Source organism: Neobacillus drentensis (assembly GCF_021560175.1).
Taxonomy (GTDB): Bacteria; Bacillota; Bacilli; order Bacillales; family Cytobacillaceae; genus Neobacillus; species Neobacillus drentensis_A.
Map to the genome: position 1 here is coordinate 6,015,769 of NZ_CP091110.1, position 20,094 is coordinate 6,035,862.

General features: G+C 42.7%; 20 protein-coding genes. 1 reads left to right on the forward strand and 19 read right to left on the reverse strand.

All coding sequences use genetic code 11. The features are described 5' to 3' along the window. Positions 1-135: 135 nt before the first annotated feature. The 11 genes from nuoK to L1999_RS28455 form a co-directional block, all read right to left on the reverse strand. Positions 136-450 carry an NADH-quinone oxidoreductase subunit NuoK gene (gene nuoK, locus L1999_RS28405; RefSeq protein ID WP_235741574.1) on the reverse strand — a complete coding sequence of 105 codons (315 nt, stop codon included), beginning with the start codon at positions 448-450 and terminating at the stop codon, positions 136-138. Further along, complete coding sequence (locus tag L1999_RS28410) at positions 447-968, reverse strand: NADH-quinone oxidoreductase subunit J (RefSeq protein ID WP_215045495.1); 522 nt, start codon at positions 966-968, stop codon at positions 447-449. Before L1999_RS28410 ends, nuoK begins: the two co-directional genes overlap by 4 nt. Then, positions 965-1,384, reverse strand: coding sequence for an NADH-quinone oxidoreductase subunit NuoI (nuoI, locus tag L1999_RS28415; protein ID WP_235741575.1), 420 nt, complete (start codon positions 1,382-1,384; stop codon positions 965-967). The genes L1999_RS28410 and nuoI overlap by 4 nt, the downstream gene beginning before the upstream one ends. 94 nt (positions 1,385-1,478) lie before the next feature. Next, positions 1,479-2,483, reverse strand: coding sequence for an NADH-quinone oxidoreductase subunit NuoH (gene nuoH / locus L1999_RS28420; RefSeq protein WP_235741576.1), 1,005 nt, complete (start codon positions 2,481-2,483; stop codon positions 1,479-1,481). Further along, positions 2,483-3,583 (reverse strand): NADH-quinone oxidoreductase subunit D, encoded by a 1,101-nt coding sequence (locus tag L1999_RS28425; RefSeq protein WP_235741577.1) that lies wholly within the window; start codon positions 3,581-3,583, stop codon positions 2,483-2,485. The genes nuoH and L1999_RS28425 overlap by 1 nt, the downstream gene beginning before the upstream one ends. 3 nt (positions 3,584-3,586) lie before the next feature. Beyond that, entirely contained in the window at positions 3,587-5,062 is a 1,476-nt protein-coding gene (locus L1999_RS28430; protein WP_235741578.1) for an NADH-quinone oxidoreductase subunit C, read from the reverse strand. A gap of 3 nt (positions 5,063-5,065) precedes the next feature. Next, entirely contained in the window at positions 5,066-5,578 is a 513-nt protein-coding gene (locus L1999_RS28435) for a NuoB/complex I 20 kDa subunit family protein (protein ID WP_141561107.1), read from the reverse strand. Beyond that, positions 5,569-5,940 carry an NADH-quinone oxidoreductase subunit A gene (locus L1999_RS28440; protein ID WP_215045491.1) on the reverse strand — a complete coding sequence of 124 codons (372 nt, stop codon included), beginning with the start codon at positions 5,938-5,940 and terminating at the stop codon, positions 5,569-5,571. The genes L1999_RS28435 and L1999_RS28440 overlap by 10 nt, the downstream gene beginning before the upstream one ends. Before the next feature lie 1,508 nt (positions 5,941-7,448). Continuing rightward, positions 7,449-8,309, reverse strand: a complete 861-nt coding sequence (locus L1999_RS28445) for a YitT family protein (RefSeq protein ID WP_235741579.1) — start codon at positions 8,307-8,309, stop codon at positions 7,449-7,451. 41 nt (positions 8,310-8,350) lie between these two features. Continuing rightward, on the reverse strand, positions 8,351-9,070 hold the full coding sequence (locus L1999_RS28450) for a GntR family transcriptional regulator (RefSeq protein WP_235741580.1): 720 nt from the start codon (positions 9,068-9,070) through the stop codon (positions 8,351-8,353). Positions 9,071-9,210: 140 nt separating this feature from the next. Next, a complete protein-coding gene (locus L1999_RS28455; protein ID WP_235741581.1) occupies positions 9,211-10,047 on the reverse strand; it encodes a sugar phosphate isomerase/epimerase family protein in 837 nt (278 codons plus the stop codon). A 230-nt stretch (positions 10,048-10,277) separates the two neighbouring features. Here L1999_RS28455 and L1999_RS28460 point away from each other — a divergent pair, with 230 nt between their 5' ends. Next, positions 10,278-11,264, forward strand: coding sequence for an SIS domain-containing protein (locus L1999_RS28460; RefSeq protein WP_235741582.1), 987 nt, complete (start codon positions 10,278-10,280; stop codon positions 11,262-11,264). A 344-nt stretch (positions 11,265-11,608) separates the two neighbouring features. Here L1999_RS28460 and L1999_RS28465 read toward each other — a convergent pair whose 3' ends face one another. From L1999_RS28465 to atpG, 8 genes are all read right to left on the reverse strand, one after another. After that, the gene (locus tag L1999_RS28465; protein WP_235741583.1) at positions 11,609-12,445 is read right to left on the reverse strand and encodes a PfkB family carbohydrate kinase; all 837 of its coding nucleotides are present in this window, start codon (positions 12,443-12,445) and stop codon (positions 11,609-11,611) included. A gap of 56 nt (positions 12,446-12,501) precedes the next feature. Continuing rightward, positions 12,502-13,515, reverse strand: a complete 1,014-nt coding sequence (locus L1999_RS28470; RefSeq protein ID WP_235741584.1) for an SIS domain-containing protein — start codon at positions 13,513-13,515, stop codon at positions 12,502-12,504. A gap of 33 nt (positions 13,516-13,548) precedes the next feature. Next, on the reverse strand, positions 13,549-14,463 hold the full coding sequence (locus L1999_RS28475) for a carbohydrate ABC transporter permease (protein ID WP_235741585.1): 915 nt from the start codon (positions 14,461-14,463) through the stop codon (positions 13,549-13,551). Between the two features lie 2 nt (positions 14,464-14,465). Then, complete coding sequence (locus L1999_RS28480; protein WP_215045483.1) at positions 14,466-15,341, reverse strand: carbohydrate ABC transporter permease; 876 nt, start codon at positions 15,339-15,341, stop codon at positions 14,466-14,468. A gap of 99 nt (positions 15,342-15,440) precedes the next feature. After that, entirely contained in the window at positions 15,441-16,718 is a 1,278-nt protein-coding gene (locus tag L1999_RS28485; RefSeq protein ID WP_235741586.1) for an ABC transporter substrate-binding protein, read from the reverse strand. Between the two features lie 414 nt (positions 16,719-17,132). Continuing rightward, on the reverse strand, positions 17,133-17,540 hold the full coding sequence (locus L1999_RS28490; RefSeq protein WP_235741587.1) for a F0F1 ATP synthase subunit epsilon: 408 nt from the start codon (positions 17,538-17,540) through the stop codon (positions 17,133-17,135). Between the two features lie 21 nt (positions 17,541-17,561). Then, a complete protein-coding gene (gene atpD, locus L1999_RS28495; RefSeq protein WP_235741588.1) occupies positions 17,562-18,983 on the reverse strand; it encodes a F0F1 ATP synthase subunit beta in 1,422 nt (473 codons plus the stop codon). Positions 18,984-19,185: 202 nt separating this feature from the next. Then, complete coding sequence (gene atpG, locus L1999_RS28500; RefSeq protein WP_235741589.1) at positions 19,186-20,046, reverse strand: ATP synthase F1 subunit gamma; 861 nt, start codon at positions 20,044-20,046, stop codon at positions 19,186-19,188. Between the last annotated feature and the right edge of the window lie 48 nt (positions 20,047-20,094).

The window sequence follows — 20,094 nt, forward strand, 5'->3', positions numbered from 1 at the left end:
GGATGGTGATCGAGTGACCATCCGAATTTTGTCGATTCCCCTTCAGGCGTTCCGTGCTTGTCACTGCCCGAAGTATGGTCGATTCGCCTCAGGATCCGTGTGGTATGTTTCTTCCCGAGGAGTGTCTAAGTCATTTTAGTTTTTCATTGTGTCCATTTCATCGATGCTGACAGTCTTTTTGTTGCGATAAAGGGCAATGAGAATGGCCAGCCCTACCGCTGCCTCTGCTGCTGCCACACTGATGGCAAACAAGGCGAAGATTTGTCCGGTAATCGATGGTGCCATGCCATATTTACTGAAGGTTACCAGATTAATATTAACAGCGTTCAGCATGAGCTCAATGGAGATTAGAACGATTACGGTATTTTTCTTTGTCAATGCACCGTATAAGCCGATGCAAAATAAAATGAGTGCCAATGCCAGGAAGGCTGAAGCGGGAACTGAACTCATTCCTCATCCGCCTCCTTCTTCTTATCATTTTTCGCTAAGACAATCGAGCCGACTAGAGCCACTAAAAGCAATACAGATGTTAACTCAAACGGAATAATATATTTTGAGTAGAGCGCCTGCCCAATCTGTAAGGTATTATTTTCATGGAGCTTGGTCGGAACCTGTTCAATATTGAAATTGTAGATGCCAATGTAAACTGCAAAGGCAAAGCCGACCACGCCAAGGAACAAGAGGAACTTGCGTAATCTGCCTGTTTTCGGTTCACTGTCGTCATTATGCTTCGTTAACATGATGCCGAAAAGCATAATGATCGTGATCGCACCTGAATAAATTAAGATTTGCACTGCCGCGATAAATTCTGCAGAAAGCAGTACATAAATCCCCGCAATCGCCACGAATGTGAAAATAAGAGCGACAACCATATGGATTACCTTATTAAGGTTTAACAGCAGCACGCCGCCGATAATGGCAACGAGTGCGAGTCCCATAAATGCGAGGAATTCACCTGAGAATGTCATGGTTTATTCACCTGCCGTACGTTTTCGTCGTTTTCATCCAGCCATTCCAGATTTTTAAATAACATGTCACGGCTGTATGCAGCGAGCTCGAAGTTATTCGTCATGACGATTGCTTCCGTCGGGCAAACCTCGGTACACAGGTCACATAGAATACAGATTTCGAAGTTAATATCATATGTGTCGATGATCTTTCCCTTTTTTGTTGGGTCCGGATGCTTCTTACCCGTTAAATCAATACATTCTGTCGGGCAGATATTCATGCACTGATTGCAGACAATACACTTTTCCGGATAAAACTTTTGGATGCCGCGAAAGCGGTCCGGCAGCGGAAGCGGCTCATTTGGATAATCGTACGTAACCTTCTCGCGCGATAATTGTTTAAGGGTATATTTCAAGCCTTTAAATACTCCAAGCACGTTTTTCACCCCTTTTTTTAATTCTGGTGTCAGGCACCATTTTCACTGCTATCACAGTGTTGATGCTGATATTGGTGTCAGGCACCAAATGTAATTAGAAGAATAGTGATTTGATTATGGCGGTAAGGAAAATGTTTGCTAATGCGATTGGCAGCAGGACTTTCCAGCCGAATTCCATCAATCTGTCGACACGGAAACGCGGCAGCGTACTCCGGATCCAGAAATACATGAAGACTACTAAACAGAATTTAAGTGCAAACCATACTGCTCCAGGAATGAAGCTAAGGAATGCAAATGGCGCCAGCCAGCCGCCTAGGAAGATGACCGTAATCAGTGTCGACATCCCAAATACATACACATACTCTGAAAGCATGAAAAACGCCCAACGGAATCCCGCGTATTCAACGAAGTAGCCGGCAACCAGTTCGTTTTCCGACTCTGGCAAGTCAAACGGTGTCCGGTTTAATTCCGCAATCGAAGCGATAAAGAACACTATAAAGCCAATTGGCTGCAATAGAATAAACCAGCCATGTTTTTGCTGCAGGACGATATCATTTAAATTTAAACTTCCTGCTAACAGGATAACCCCTAACACCGACATGACGAGCGGAATTTCATACGAAATCATTTGTGCCGCCGCACGCATCCCACCCAAGAGGGCGTATTTGTTATTCGAGGCCCAGCCGCCAAGCAGCATCCCAAAAACCGTTAAGCCCGAAATCGCAATGTAATAAAGCAGGCCGACACCGATATCGGCAAATTGAAACTTATCAGTAAACGGTAACGTTGCCAGCACCATGAATGATGGGGCAAAGGCAATAATCGGCGCCAAAATAAATAATGGCCGATCTGCTGCTTTCGGGATGACATCTTCTTTTAATAAAAGCTTTAATACATCTGCAACAGTCTGCAACAGTCCAAAGCGGCCGCCAAGTTGGTTTGGGCCGTGACGCAATTGCATATACCCCATTACTTTTCGCTCGGCTAAGATTCCGTAGGTAACGAAACCTAAGACGACTAAAAGCAAGATGACACCGAGTAAAAAGAAAATTCCAAAGTTTGCCCAGCCAGGGCTTGATTGGAGCAAATCTTGAATCATTAGCCGTCAACCTCCCCAAGGACAATATCCACTGCTCCTAAAATGGCTATCAAGTTTGCAATATTTTCGCCTACAAGTAATTTCGGAAGAATTTGTAGATTATAGAATGATGGTCTCCTAAACTTTAAACGGTACGGTTCCTTCTTCCCGTCACTGCAAATATAGCAGCCAATCTCCCCGCGGGGTGATTCAATTCGCACAAACCCTTCCCCTTTTGGTACTTTAATGATTTTCGGAACTTTGGCCAGAATGTCCCCTTCAGCTGGGAATTGCTCGACAGCCTGCTCAACGATTTTCAGCGATTCCGTAATCTCCTCAAGCCGTAAGTGGTAGCGCGCTAAGCAGTCCCCGTCCTCTGATGTTGGGACATCAAAGTCAAAGCGATCATAAATCGAATATGGCTCATCTTTACGAAGATCCCATTTTACTCCTGTACTGCGAAGATTCGGTCCGCTGAGTGAGTATTGAATGGCTTCTTCTTTCGTGTATTTGCCTACCCCTTTTACCCGATCTAAAAAGATTTCATTTCCCGAAACAAGGTCGTGGTAACCTTTCAGCTGCTCACGCATATAGGGAACAAAATTTCTTACCGTTTCAATCCAGCCCTCAGGAGCATCCCATTTCACGCCGCCGACCCGCATATAGTTGAAGGTCAAACGGGCACCTGATAATTCGTTTAGCATATTGATAATCATTTCACGATCACGGAAGGCGTAAATAAATGGACTAGTCGCCCCAAGGTCAAGGACATAAGTTCCCCAGGCCACAAGGTGACTGGCAATCCGTCCTAACTCCATAGCAAGAACGCGCAGATATTCCGCACGGTCAGGCACCTGGATTCCCATCATCGTTTCAACCGCATGACAGATGACGTAATTATTGGTCATCGCCGATAGGTAGTCCATCCGGTCTGTATAGGGAATAATCTGTGTATATTGCAGGTTCTCGGCTAATTTTTCCGTTCCACGGTGTAAATAACCGATGACAGGCTTTGCCTCTGTTATGATTTCCCCATCAATTTTAACCACAAGGCGGAATACTCCGTGCGTACTTGGGTGCTGGGGACCAACATTTAGCAGCATTTCTTCTGTTCTGATCAATGGTTACACCTCCACATCATACTGTTCATAGTCTTTACGCAGTGGATGGCCAACCCAATCTTCTCCAAGCATGATCCGATGTAAATCGGGATGTCCTTTAAAGTTAATTCCAAGTAAATCGTATGCTTCACATTCAGGCCAGTTCGCTCCGGCCCAGAGTGGCTGCAAGGATTCGATTGTTGGTTCATCTCGGTCAATCTTCACTTTCAATGCCACCGATTGCCGGTTTTTGTATGAGTATAAGTGAACATATACTTCCATATGTGTTTCAAAATCTGTTCCATGCAGCTCTGACAGATAATCAAACCCAAGCAGCTCATTATATTTTAAAAATTGAGCTACTTTGAAATATGTATCATGCTTCGCCACAAGTGTCGGAACATCTTTGGATAGTTTATTAATATAAGAATCTTCTAAAACATCTGGTCCTAAGTGTTCCGCAATCACTTTTACATACTTATCTAAGTATGGCTGATTGACAGATGGCTTCACCTCCGCTGCTGGTTCCGCTGCTGCACCAGTTTTCCCGCCTGCTGCCGCTTTTGCTTTGGCTGCGGCTGCTGCTTTCGCCTTCGCTTTGGCTGCCGCGATTGCTTTTGCTTTTTCATCATCGCCGCCTGCATCTGCTGCATCGGTTCCAGCTGCCTTTGCCTTTGCGGCTGCCGCTGCCTTGGCTTTCGCTGCCGCAGCTGCTTTTGCTTTGGCTGCTGCTGCTGCCTTCGCTTTGGCGTCATCCCCAGCTGGTGCATCCTCTGTTGCTGAAGCGTCACCGCCCGCAGATTCCATTGCCTTCCGCTTCGCTGCTGCCGCCGCTTTTGCTTTCGCCACTGCTGCCGCCTTTTTCTTCGCAAGGTCATCAGTATCGTCTGCTTGCTCGGATGCTGTTTCATCTGCTGAAGCCGCTCCGCCGGCTTGTTCCATTGCTTTGCGTTTTGCTGCTGCCGCCGCTTTTGCCTTTGCCACTGCGGCCGCCTTTTTCTTCGCGAGGTCATCGGCGTCATTTGCTGAAGCAGTTTCCACGGCCTGCGTTGGTGTTTCCTCTACTGGCGCCTCTTCTTCCGTGATCCCTTCGCGTTTCTTTTTCGCTAACGCAGCCGCTTTTGCTTTGGCTGCTGCCGCTGCTTTTTTCTTAGCAAGATCATCTGTATCATTACTAGAAGCTGGTTCTGCCGTTTGAGCTGGAGGCTCAACCGCCGCAGGGGCCTCCTCTTCGATGATTCCTTCACGTTTCTTCTTCGCTAACGCTGCCGCTTTTGCTTTCGCCGCTGCGGCTGCCTTTTTCTTTGCGAGGTCACTTGAGTCTTCAGCACCTGCAGCTGACACTGGTGCCTCCTCCGGTGCCGGTGGTGTCGGTGGTGTCGGTGGTGGTGTCGGTGCCGTTCCGCCAGCCTCTTTCGCCTTACGCCTTGCTAAAGCCTCAGCCTTTGCCTTTGCGGCCGCCTCTTTCTTTAATTGTTCGAGATCCTTCTCCCCGCTCATCGGTTAGATCACCTTCTTCCCAGTCTTCGCTTCGTAACGAATTTTATCCTTTAACTTATTGATTCCGTATATTAAAGCGGCAGGGTTTGGCGGGCATCCTGGGATATAGACATCCACCGGAACAATCTGATCGACTCCTTTAACCACGGAATACGATTTTACATACGGCCCGCCTGCAGTCGCACATGACCCCATCGCAATCACCCATTTCGGCTCCGGCATTTGATCATATAAACGGCGTAAAATCGGTGCCATTTTTTTCGTCACTGTACCAGAAACAATCATACAATCCGATTGCCTTGGCGACGTCCGGAAAATCGTCCCAAACCGGTCAAGGTCATAGTTCGCTCCCCCTGTACCCATCATTTCAATCGCACAACAAGCCAGACCAAATGTCATCGGCCACAAAGAATTACTTCGTGCCCATGCCTTAATTTGCTCCAGCGTGGCAAAAAATACATTTCGTTCTAATTCTCTTATTTCATCCGGTGTGAAATCTTCTAGTCTTAAATCCATTGTAACACCTTCTTCTTCCAAGCATACACAAGGCCAAGTAAAAGCATCGCCACAAAAATCAACATCTCAACGAGAGCAAAAATCCCCAGCTTATCATAAGCCACCGCCCATGGATATAAAAACACAGTTTCTACATCAAAAATAACAAACATCAGGGCAAAAATATAATAGCGGACATTGAACTGCACACGAGAATCGTGAAATGGCTCAATACCGCTTTCATATGTGGTATTCTTCTCATCGCTCGGATTATTCGGACGTAGAAGCTTCCCAAAATATAACGCCACCACAGGCAGCAGCACACCAAGACATAGGAACACAAAAACTATCAGATAATTATTCTGATATACATTAAGTTCCATGTCTATCCCCTCCAATGTTGTAAATTTTCATATTAATTAAACATGTAACCGAATTCATTATAGCATTCTTACAAACCCCTGTCGACAAGCCAACTTTATAAAAAATTGGATTTCTATCGCCGCGACAATTTCCCATTTTTAGCCTCGTGAGAGCTCGCTCTCAAAAGAGGCTAAAAATGGGAAATTTCGCAAGCTGGAGCGACAGCGGAAGCGCAATGTGCGACAGCACATGGCGATAGAAATTCAATTTTCACCCTAAACTTGTCTTACGACACGGGTCCCCTCCCCCTGAGCGTTTGCGTGATCTCGCAGAGAAGCTCCTTGAAAAACATCAGAGATGACGCAAGAGCGAACCAGCTAGAACTAATCCAAAGAGCTGCTTTAGGTGCACGTGATCTGGAGCGTAAGCGGAAGATGACGTGCATAAAACAGGGTTCGCAAGAACCCAAGAGTATGTGTTAATTTTCCGTCCTATATCCACTATTTAACAATAAACTTGTCGATATTGTCTGTGAGATTTGTCATCAAATATTCACTTTTCTTCCCTATTTCTAAAAATCGAACAATAATCACTCTCTTTCGACAAAAATCCACACCAACTTGTTATATTACTAGAATATAAACCAATTACGGACAGCCCGACTGCATATCCATTTCCCCTATCATCATATGCAAAAATCAGCCCTTCATTCCATTGTCCGAAAAACTGTGACTTTATCACTACTTAATTAAATTTACTATCAGCTCATCTATCAGATTTTAATGTCATTTAACACAAAAGCCAGTCGCAAGACTGGCCCAACAAATCTTCCTTTACCCTCTAATAGCAACTCACGGGAATAAAGAGGAAAGATCCCGCCTAGTTTCCGCACTCATGGCAACATCTTGAAGACAAAGATGAGAAATCCCATCCAGTTTCTGTCCTTATGAAAGCTTCATGAAGACAAAAATACGAGCCCCCACCCAGTTTCCGTCCTCATGACAGCTCCATGAAGACAAAATTATGAGCTCCCACCCAGATTCTGTCCTCATAACAACTTCATGAAGACAAAAATATGAGCTCCATCCCGCTTCTGTCCACATGACAGCTCCATGAAGACAAAAATATGGGTCCCCATCCCGCTTCTGTCCTCATGACAGCTCCATGAAGACAAAAATATGAGCTCCCACCCGTTTTCTGTCCTAATAACAACTTCATGAAGACAAAAATGAGACTTTATCACCAAATTAAAATTTCTAACAGTTCATCAATCATTTCTAACTCCCTATCAGACTTTAATATCTTTTAACACAAAAGCCAGTCGCAAGACTGGCCCAACAAACATCTACCTTTACCTTCTAATAAGCGTCCCCATGGGGACAAGGAAGAAAGATTCCATCCGGTCTCTCTCCTTATGACAGCTCCATGAAGACAAAAATACAGCCCTCGTCCAGTTTCTGTCCTCATAACAACCTCATGAAGACAAAAAAGAAAGAGCGTCTCCAAAAAACGCTCTCCCCCCAACAACCTATATACCTTTCGCCACCTTAGTCTTCCCAACCTTATACCCCTTACCAATCATCTCCTGAACAAGATGAATAGTCACATAAGCATGCTCATCCACCGCATAAATCAAATTCTTCAACTGAACTATTTCCTGCCTATTAATCACAATATACAGCACATCCTTATTATCACCGGTATAACCGCCGCGTCCCTCTAAAACAGTAATTCCTCGTGATAGCTTACTTGTAATCGCATCCAAAACCAACTCAGATGAATTCGAAATAATTAGGACAGCTACCTTTTCTTCCAGGCCTTCCACAATAAAATCAATCGCCTTAGCGCCCAAATAAACCGCAATCAACGTATACATCGCTTTCCCAAGCCCAATGATAAACACCGAACCCGCCACAACGATTAGATCAATCGCCAAAATACCCTTCCCCATACTCCATCCTAGAAACTGATTGGCCAGCCTCGCTAAAATCGTCGTCCCGCCCGAGGTTCCCCCGGCACGAAAAATAATCCCTATGCCGCCTCCCACCAATAAACCGGCAAAGATGGCCGCTAATAATGTGTCATTGGTAAGCTGTTTTCCCGTTTCCTCGGTAATAAATAAAAACAACGAACATGAAAAAATGGAAAATAACGTATAAATAATAGCTCTTTTTTCTAAAAACTTCATTCCGACCAAAACGAGCACCGTATTGAGAACAAAATTTACAATCCCAAGAGACCAGTGGAATACATAGTGAAAGATGATGGTTAAGCCGATAATCCCGCCTTCTGATAACAGGTTAGGAATGGTAAAATAGTTAATACCAATTGAATAAATAAGCGAACCCAGCAAAATGTATAAACAATCTTGGATCGTTTTCCTCATCACGCTCTACTTCCCCATATCAAATTCCAAATTTCTTTTTAAAACTATTGCTGGAAGATGAATTTATAGCTGTCACCTAAGATATACTGTTTTCCGCGATGGACCGGTTCATCATTCTCATCATAAACGGTCGTCTCCATATAAAATAGAGGCTCACCGCTTGAAGTATTGAGTAATTGCACTTCATCCTCGGATGCCCGGACAATCTCCAACGTCGTCTCCCAAGAACCTTGAGGCTTAATGTTCAGCTTTTCTTCGATTACTTTATAGACAGAACCCTCTAAATCCTCATTCAGTAAAATATGGAACTTTTTATAAGAGTAATAATTGTTTTCAATCATAATCGGAGAATCGCCAGCATAGCGGACCCGTTGAATAAATAACAGGGCATCCCCCTCTTCAAGCTTCAGCAGCTCGATATCCTTTGCCGTTGGCTGAACAATTTCCTTTTTAATCACCTTACTGCTCGCTGTCAGGCCATTCGCCTTACAGGCATCACTAAAGCTTAAAAAATGGACAATTTTTCGTTCAATTTTCCGTTTGTTAACGAACGTTCCTTTGCCCTGCCGCTTCACCAGGAACCCATCTTCAACCAGCTCAAGAATGGCCTTTCTTACGGTAATCCTGCTGATTTTATATTCTTCACTTAATTCTGCTTCCGTCGGGATTTTATCCCCGTACTTTAAATCCCCATTCAAAATGGAGCTGAGGAGTGATTCCTTTAATTGGATATATAAAGGAATCTGGTCATCCTGTTTTAACATATCAATCACCTGCCTAATTTTCTTATTCGTAAACTATATAGGAAGGAAAGCCCCCTCCTTATAATCATTTAGTTCCATCTGCTGATTTTTCTATTGTTACTTACAAGTATATCTAAATCATTTCCAGCTATCAATTTGTTTCAATCGGCTAACACCCCTGAAAGTACGTCCAACGTCCGTTCCATCTCCTCATCAGGGTTTTGCACATATTGATAGGACGTATACTCTAAAGTCAGCGCTCCCTGATAACCATGTTGACCTAACTGATCGATATATTTCTGCAACGGTAACACCCCGTCCCCCCACACCAAGTGGCCTTCCGGTTTCCCGTCAATGAAATGAATATGAACAATCTCGTCTTTAAGAAGGCTGAAATAATCATTAAAATCTTCATTCGCTAAAGCCATTGGAATCGTATCAATCATCCCTTTAAGGAAGGGACTATTTACTTCCTCTAGCATCGCTTTTAACGACTTCGCATCGTTAATGATATTGGATTCCACCCTTGTTAAAGGTTCAAGCGCGAGGGTTAACCCCAGTTCACCAGCAACCGTTGACAACCTTTCCAGTGAATCTCTCGTTCTTTTCCATGCCTCATGGCGGTCTTCATTTTCATAGCCCCAGCCTGGCGTAACCAATAGTAATGGGGCCTCTAATTCCTTTGCAGCCTCTGCCGATTTGATGAAATATTGGATACTTCTTTCCCGAATGCTCTCCTCTTTGGCCGCAAGGTTGATCGGATACACACACTGTTCTGGTGTAAAGCAGACCACCGATAAGTTTCTTCTATCAATCTCTCTTTTTATATTTTTCATATCCTGAAGTGTTAGTTCGTCTACATAAAAGTGAGGGGATGCTCCCCATAATTCAATATTTTTGCATTCATATCGAACCATTGCATCTAAAAAGTATTCTAAAGGATAGTGCTTATAATGGAAGTTCATTCCCGTAATTTGATCCCTCGTGATCTTTGACATTTCCCCATCCCCTTCACTTCATCCAGTCGTTATTTTTTAAAAACAAAACGATCAATTTAGCAAGATATACAAAGTCAATATAACATTATAATATGTTATAAGTCAATTGGAGATAAACTATTAAATTTAATTTTCAAAAGAGATTGACAATTTGTATCATGTATAATACTATAACATCATATAATGTATTATTATATGTTAGACCAAACAGTCCTAAGGAGGAAAAATGAATGGTAAACTCACAAGTAGTTGTAGATCCACAGGTAAAAAATGTGTTAGATGCTTTGAAAGGGCGCACAATTAACCATGTATACTTTGTTGCATGCGGCGGTTCCTCTGCTATCATGTATCCGAACAAATATATCATGGACCGAGAAGCAAAAAACATTCCTTCTGATGTATACAGCTCCAATGAATTCATTCATCGCAACCCTAGAAAACTTGGCGAAAATTCACTTGTCATTTTGTGCTCAATGTCAGGTACCACTCCAGAAACCGTAAAAGCTGCTGAATTTGCCCGTCAAAAAGGAGCATTAACAGTTGGTTTCACAAACGAACCAACCTCCCCGCTGGCACAGGAAAGTGAATTCGTGGTTAAATACGAGTGGGGTACTGAATCCGTTGCCTTCAATACCAACTTAGGCTTACTTTATCAATTAACGCTAGGCGCTCTAAATGTCCTGGAAGGAAACGATAAGTTTGACAAAATGGTCAATAGCTTAGCTAATACAGAGGCTGCTTTCGAACGGTCGAATAAGCAATTTGCTGAAAGAGCCCAACAATTTGGTCAACAATATAAAGATGAAAAAGTTATTTATACGATGGCGAGCGGAGCCAACTATGGAATCGCCTATTCCTACACGACTTGTATTCTATTAGAAATGCAGTGGATCCACTCTAACGCCATTCACGCCGGTGAATATTTCCATGGTCCATTTGAAATCATTGATGAAGAAGTACCATTTATTATCCTGCTTGGTTTGGATGAAACACGTCCATTAGATGAAAGAGCACTAGAATTTTCGAAACGATATGGCAAAAAACTCGTGGTACTAGATGCAAAAGAACTTGATTTAACAGGTATTGATCCTGAGTTACAAGGTTATATTGCACCGTTGGTATTAAATAACGTTCTCCGCCGCTATGCTGAGCAATTAGCCGATGCCCGTAATCACCCGCTATCAAAAAGAAGATATATGTGGCAAGTAGAATACTAAAATGAAATCGCTCCCTAAGCTTATGACTTAGGGAGTTTTTTTATTAAAATGATTGAAGCAGTTTTTCATATACCCGAGTAGCTATCATATTTGCCTTTCAGTCAATGAATCTTCTTTTCATTAACCGAGCTAGCTAGTATTTTCCCTTTTGGGTAAATGAAACCACCTTTCATTTACCGTGCCAGCTCCCATTTTTCCTTTGGGGGCAATGAAACCATCTTCCATTTACCGACCTAGCCCCCATTTTCCCTTTTGGGGCAATGACCTCATTAACTTACCGTTTTTATAATTAATGGACAATGATAAAGAAGAACCTGTTCCACAAAGAACAGGTCCCCCTTGCCTTAGCCAATCGTAATGCGTTTCCCGCGCTTTTTCCCATAACCGAAGGCACCATATCGCTGACATGTTTCCGCGGCCGCTGCAGCGCCCTTCTCCATCGCTACCTGTGTATCGCCATGCGATACGTATTCTTTTAAAAAGATCGCTACAAACGTATCGCCCGCTCCAAGGGTATCCACTACATCCGTTTCGATAATTCCTTGTTGATATACCTGTTTTGAATCTGAAAATAACGATCCCGCCGAACCCCGGGTCACAATAATATTCGGTGTCCCCAGCTGGTGAACACGAGCGATGAGTGCCTCACACTCCTCGCTCGTTAAGTCGCCGCCAGAGAAAGTCGCATATTTTATATAGGGGCAGACAAGTTCTAAATAGTCGTCATCATATTTTGTTGAAAAATCGAATGAGATATCAATATACTCCTGCAACATTGGCAATTCTTTCTCCAAATGGCTAAAGACACTTGTATGCAGCAACGAAAATGTGCTGATAAACGCTAGTTCCGTTTCAGTGAAATTTAATTTCACCTGTGTCTGAACACCGCCCTTATTTGAGCCGACAAACTTACGGTCGCCCTGCTCATCCAACGTAACAACAGCCTCACCAGATGCTCCGAACACTTTCCTTACCCGGGAAACATCAATTTGTTCCTCCTCTAACGAGCTGACAATATGCTCGCCCTCTTCGTCATTCCCAACAATCCCAATATAGGAAACTTCGTCTACACCGTAACGCTTCCAAAAAATAGCCACATTGACAGCATTCCCGCCGGGGAACATTTCTTCTCGATCTTCATAATAATCAACTACATTATCTCCAACCGCTATTAATCTCATCAATTGTTCCTCCCATTAGTGAAGAAGGGAAAGATATCCTCTTTCCCTTCCGCCTTTTAATATGCTACTGTGCGGTAATATCTGCGAATCTCTAACGAATGATTCCGCTTATCCTCAAGGTGGACGCTAAGTCTTTGCAAAAGAGTCGACGTAACAATTGGTGATAAATACTTTCTAAATTCCGGACTAATCCCCTCTAGTGCATAGTCCTTTGTATCAAGCACCGTCAATTTCTTCGTATACTGCTCAGCAAACCGCTCCACACGATTCATCAGTGGACGAGTTTCATCTTCCCCTTTTAAGAGAATCATACTTGTATCTTCTTCCACCAATTCTATTGTGCCATGGAAGAATTCTGCTGCATGGATCGATTTCGTTTTAATCCACTGCATTTCCTCCAATACACACATCGCATAAGAGTAGGCGCGGCCCCAGGTGGTTCCTGATCCAACCACCATATGGTACGGCTCATCCTTATATACAATCGCAAACGCTTCTGCTTTCGGCTCAAATTTTTCTTTTGCCTCGATTAACTTTTCCGGAAGGATTTCAAGCTGTGAAGCAAATCTTTCATATTCAGGGAAATCACCATTTTTATGCATCAGTTTAAAAATAAGGTGGAAGAGCACCAATTGATTGGAATCACTGGCAAAATCATTTTCCGCAAAGTTGACTAATGGGAAATCTACTGTGTCAGCAAGCGGCTTATCGTACTCACCTGTAATGCCAATCGTCGTCGCTCCTCTTTCTTTACAGTATTTTGCTGCAGCAACCGTCTCCTCTGTCGTTCCTGATAGAGAGGATAGAATAACTAGTGACTGTTCACTTAACTGTTTATGATTTTGTAGAACGAATTCTGCGGCAATTTCTGCATAGGCTGGAATCGTCGATGTTGAGTTCACGATATATTCGAATGGATAGAAGGTTGCGACTGCCCCGCCGGATCCGATTAAGAACAGGTTTTTAAAGCCTTTTTCATAGACTTGGTCTGCTACTCTTTCAATTTCTTCTCTCAGCCCGATGGCTCCACCTGTCACCTTTAAATACTTTTCTCTGCTAAAGTTCAACATTGCGTCCACTCCCTAATATAATTTTTTTAAAAATTATCCCTTCACACTTCCCTCGGCTAAGCCGCGGACAAAGTATTTTTGCATCATGAGGAAGATGACAATCAGCGGAATGGCGGAAATAACCAAACCAGCCATCAATACACCCCAGTTCGTGCTCAAGGCACCTTTAAACACTAACAGTCCAGAGGTAATCGGTTTAACGTCTTCTGTTTGAATAAAGAGAATCGAAAATAAAAACTCATTCCACGCATAATAAGCTGTTAAAATAACACCCGTGAACAAAATCGGTCTGCTCATTGGCAGGAATATTTTTGTAAACACCTTAAAGCTGTTAGCCCCATCAAGATAAGCAGATTCCTCTAACTCTTTCGGGATTGATAGGAAAAAGGAACGGATTAACAGCACGGTTAAAGGAATTCGGTAGGCCGTAAACGTTAGAATCAATGCCCAGTACGTATCAAAGAGTCCTAGTTTTTGAACCAATTCATAAAGCGGAATTAAACTGCTTTGTGGAGAAAACATCAGACCCGCTGAAACAAACAAGAGCAGGAACTTGCCGCCTTTGATTTGAAAACGAGTTAAGCCATACGCACATAAAGCACTTATTAAAACGGTTAACAAACAGGTCCCGCCCGTAATGATCAAACTGTTCATGAAGTAGCTGGAAACTCCTTGTTCCCATGCCGTTGTATAATTCGAAAACAGCCATTCTTTTGGAAGCCCCCAGCTGTCGTTAAAAATGGCAGCCGTCGTTTTAAAAGAGTTGATAATCATCCAGAACAAGGGATAGGCAATGGCCGCAAAGTAAAGGAGTAAAAAGAGAAAGATCAAACCGACAACGACTGAAAAGCCCGATTTGCGTTTACTAGATTTCAAGTTAAGCGCGGCCAGCTTTTCAAGTTTTGGTTCATGACTCACTGATTCTCCCTGTGATTCCACCAGCTTCATTTCTACTCCTCCCCTGTTTTTAAGAATTTATTCTGCACGAAATAAAAGATCAGCGTGATACCAAGAATTACGTTTGCGATTGCTGAAGCAAATCCTGGTTCATTATCAATAAACGCTTTTTGATAGAGATATGTACTAAAAACCTGTGATGAGTTCCCCGGACCACCACTCGTTAATACATATACCTCACTAAAAACTAAGAACGAGCCAGTCACTGTATAGATTAATAGAACAAAGGTCATTTCTTTTACTTGTGGAACCGTAATGCTGAAGAATGTACGAATCTTTCCGGCCCCATCGATGGTAGCCGCTTCATATAATTCTCCTGGAACCTTCTGCACGGCTAGCACATACAGCATGACCGCATAGCCAATACTTTGCCATTGAGAGACAAAAATGACTGCATAAATCGCTGTTTTGGGGTTGCCCAGCCAGCCCTCTGCCAAATTCCCTAGTCCGATCAATCGTAAGAAACTGTTGAGCAGCCCTACTTCGGGATTGTAGATAAAACTAAACAAAATTCCGATGACTGTCATCGAGATGAGAACGGGGATGAAAAAGGTTGTCCGGAAGAAGGTAGAAAATCTCCTGAAAATCTTATCTTCCAGTACGGCTGCAATCACTAACCCAAGCCCAACCTGCATAATTACAGAGATTACCGCGTATAACATATTATTTTTTAACACTTTGTAAAAAACAGGATCTTTAAAGAGCCGCAGATAATTATCTAGGAAAACAAAGCTTCTATCTGATGTAAATGGGTTCCATTCATAAAAGCCATTTACGACATTTCGAACTAATGGATAGTATACAAATAAGGCCAGCATAATTAAGGCAGGTGCCATGTAAAGAATTGGGACCATTCTTTTTTCGCGCATCTTAACCCCCCCAAACAACAAAGTCATTTTGCATTTTGCCGGTTAAAAGGGAGTTGTTGTCCCTCTTAACCGGCACCTTTGATAGATTTGTAGATCCTTCTACTTGTTATACACTTGTTTTGCTGCTTCTTGAACACTCTTCATAACATCGGCAGGCTTCATTCCGCCGCCAAGCATGGTCTGTACTCCATCACCATATGGTTTGAAGATTCGGCTGTCTAACGCACTATCCGTCCAGATCAGCATATTTTTCTGTTCCTTAATTAAATCCATTGCTTTGACTTCTTCTTTTGTTGCGGTATTTTCATTGACTGCGTCAGTTACCGTACTAGCTAATCCAGTATCTTTAATTAACTTTTCACCATTGGCTTTAGACGTCATAAACTTCAAGAACGCCATCGCTTCTTTCGGATGAGCAGATTTACTGTGAACCATAAAGCCTTCAGGTGCACCGATTAAACCGCCCTGATCCCCTTTTGCCCCGTCAATCGTTGGTACCTTAAAGGTATCCCATTTAAAGGTTGCGTCTTTCATATACGTGATTTCCTGTGTTTCTAGGAACGTAATCGCTGCTTTCCCGCCCAGGAAGAGGCTTCTTGCTTCATCATGAGCGACTGCATTTGGATCGTCATTAAAATAGGGTCTTAATTCATTTAATTTCTTTAATGCCTCTACATATCCAGGGTCGGTAAACTTGGCTCCCTGATAGCTAAGATCTTTGTCCAGCACTTCCTTAGGAACTAAACGCTGATTTAAGGCTGTTACATAGTGAGCAGCGGCCCAAGGTGATTTATTTCCCAGGATGATTGGCGTTGTTCCATTCTTTTTAATCGTTGCCAATACGTTCATGAACTCATCCCATGTAGTTGGTGCTTTCAGACCCAACTTATCAAATAGATCTTTGTTGTAGAAGAACAGCTTGCTGTCTGTAAAAAGCGGTACTCCATAGACTTTGTTATCCTTTTTAAAGAAGTCTACTTGTGAGCTGATTAACTGGTCAGACCACTTAGTGTCATCTTGATAGTATTTTGTCAGATCTAATGCCACACCATCTCTTATAAATTTTTGTCCATATTCTCCAGCCCAGCTAAAAAATACATCAGGTGGATTCTGGCTTCCTAGAAGAACATTTGCTTTTTGCTTATAGTCGTCGTTTAATGCAGTTACCTCTTCAACTTTAATGTTAGGATTTTGCTTTTCAAACTCGGCAATAACACTTTTAAAATAGGACTTGTACGGCTCATTTGGCCAACGGTAAAAAAAGGTGATCGTAGTCTTTCCATCTTTTGATTTTGAAGTAGTGCTTTTTGAGGAACAACCGATAATTAATGACATAACGATTAAAATACTGATAGCTAAACTAAACCAACGTTTCATATACATTCCTCCCAGAAAATTCACTCTCATGGCAAAAGGCTTTTTAAACCGCTTTCATAGAGAATTAAACTAGACTGTCTAAACTTTTTGTTCATCCTCCTTCAACCTATCCTGTCTGTGTTTATTACCTGTTGTATTATAATATATTATTACATGTTATAACGTTTTTCGTCAATATCGAAATAGCTAAAACTTTCAAACAATTTATTGCGGAATGGTAAACTCTTTTGTTCCTATTTTTCGACTATCGAAATTGGTATTGTACAATATTTCTTTATTTGTCTAAAATACCATAGGTTCAAGGTCTCTGACAGAAAAAAAGTTATTTACTTAATAATTTTTTTCCTTGACCATTTGGTTGATAAACATAAAAAACCCTCCTGGCACAAACACCAGAAGGGTTTTTCGATCTATCTATAATTTTTTTTCCGATACGGCGAGGCGATTGATGGCACGCTGTAAGGCAAGCTCAGCACGTCTGAAATCCATATGCTCAGCATGGTGGTCTCTCATACGCTGCTCCGCACGTTCTTTCGCTCTTAGGGCACGTTCTACATCAATATCAGTTGCTGCCTCAGCCGACTGAGCTAGAACTGTTACCTGATCAGGACGAACCTCTAAAAATCCACCGCTAACCGCGATGTATTCCGTCTTTCCATCCTTTTTCAAACGAACCGCACTAATAGCAAGTGGAGCAACCAACGGAATGTGACCAGGCAAAATCCCCAGCTCACCACTCTTAGCTTTGGTACTAACCATCTCTACATCAGACTCATACACCGGGCCATCGGGAGTAACAACACTGACTTTAATCGTCTTCATTTTTTACCCTCCTGGCTCTCTTTAGACCTCTACACCCATACGCTTTGCACTTTCAACCACATCTTCAATACGGCCGACAAGACGGAACGCATCTTCAGGCAGGTGATCATATTTACCCTCAAGGATATCTTTAAATCCTTTAACCGTTTCTTTAACAGGAACATATGAACCTGGCTGGCCGGTAAACTGCTCCGCCACGTGGAAGTTCTGTGATAAGAAGTTCTGGATACGACGCGCACGGAATACGACTAACTTATCATCATCTGAAAGTTCGTCCATACCAAGAATCGCGATAATATCCTGTAACTCACGGTATTTTTGTAAAGTCGATTGAACCGCACGAGCCACTGTATAGTGCTCTTCACCAACGATATCAGGTGCCAATGCACGAGAAGTCGAAGCTAGTGGATCCACCGCAGGGTAAATACCCATCTCAGAAAGCTTACGCTCAAGGTTTGTTGTTGCATCAAGGTGGGCGAAAGTAGTAGCCGGAGCCGGGTCCGTATAGTCATCGGCAGGTACATAAATCGCTTGGATTGATGTTACAGATCCTTTATTTGTAGATGTAATACGCTCTTCTAATCTACCCATTTCAGTAGCAAGTGTTGGCTGGTAACCTACCGCTGATGGCATACGGCCAAGTAGGGCAGAAACCTCAGAACCTGCTTGCGTGAAACGGAAGATATTATCGATGAATAATAATACGTCTTGTCCTTGCTCATCACGGAAATATTCAGCCATCGTCAAACCAGTCAAAGCAACCCGCATACGTGCGCCAGGCGGCTCATTCATTTGTCCGAATACCATCGCTGTTTGCTTAATAACGCCGGAATCTGTCATTTCGTGGTAAAGGTCGTTCCCTTCACGAGTACGTTCCCCTACGCCAGCGAAAACAGAAATACCGCTGTGCTCTTGAGCGATGTTATTGATTAATTCCTGGATTAAAACGGTTTTACCTACACCGGCACCACCGAATAGACCGATTTTACCACCCTTAATATATGGCGCTAAAAGGTCTACTACCTTAATTCCAGTTTCAAGAATTTCTACCTGAGTAGAAAGCTCTTCAAATGTTGGTGCTTCACGGTGAATAGAATCACGGCGGGCACTTGCTGGTACATCCTCTTTCAAGTCAATTGCTTCACCTAATACGTTAAATACACGACCAAGTGTTACATCCCCAACTGGAACGGAAATTGGCTTACCAGTATCTTCTACTTCCACACCACGAGTTAAACCATCAGTGGTTGACATCGCGATCGTACGAACAGTATCATCACCTAAATGAAGGGCTACTTCAAGGGTCAAGTTGATATCAACATCTGATTCATTACGCGCTGTATTGACAACTCTTAATGCATTATAGATCTCAGGCAATTGACCATTCTCAAACTTAACGTCAACAACCGGACCCATAATCTGAAGAACGCGTCCTTTGTTCATCGTTTTCCCTCCTAACTTACTCTTTACAAAAATTCAAAAACATCCTTTTGAAAAATGAACCTTGTTCCTGCACCCTACTCGTAACGATTGTAATAAGAAAATAGGAGCGCTCCACCATTTCCCACTACGATACTCATCAAGGTCACTGAACCAAGTTCATTTTTACTAAAGGCGTGTTAGTAATGGTGCCTGTCACCAAGCACTATTCTAATGCTGCCGCACCGCCGACGATTTCGGTAATTTCTTGTGTAATCGCTGCTTGACGAGCGCGGTTGAAGACTAATGTATAGTGATTAATTAATTCTTTTGCGTTATCTGTTGCGTTTCTCATTGCCGTCATCCGGGCAGCATGTTCACTTGCCTTGCTGTCAAGCAGGGCGCCGTAAATTAAGCTTTCCGCATATTGTGGCAGGAGAACTTCTAAAATTTCTTCTGCAGAAGGCTCAAATTCATAAGAAGTGAGTTTGTGAGAAGAAGTAGATAAATCCGTTAATGGAAGTAATTTCTTCTCGGTCACTTCCTGTGAAATCGCACTTATATAATGATTGTAAAAGACAAATAATTCATCAAAGGTATTATCAGCAAACATGGCGACCGTATTGCGGGTTACATCTTGAATATCCGCAAAATTTGGCTGTGCAGGGATACCGATAATTTCTAAGATCACATTCATATTGCGCTTTACAAAATAATCGCGGGCCACTCTTCCGATTGCAATAATAGCGAACTCATCATTCGATTTGTGACGGCTCTGAATCGTTTGATGGACTTTACGAATGACATTACTGTTAAACGCGCCGGCAAGTCCGCTATCACTTGTGATCACAATATAACCTGTTTTCTTAACAGGACGAGTTTTAAGCATAGGGTGATTCACACCACCGGAGCCGACCGCAATCGATGCGGTTACTTCCTGGATTTTTTCCATGTACGGTACAAATGATTTAGCATTTGTAACAGCACGGTTCCACTTCGCAGCAGAGGTCATTTCCATTGCTTTTGTGATTTGACTCGTCTTTTTCGTCGAATTAATACGTGTTTTTATTTCGCGTAATGAAGCCATAGGTTCTCACCACCCTTTTTCAAAGAATGTCTGGCTCAGGCCTTACGG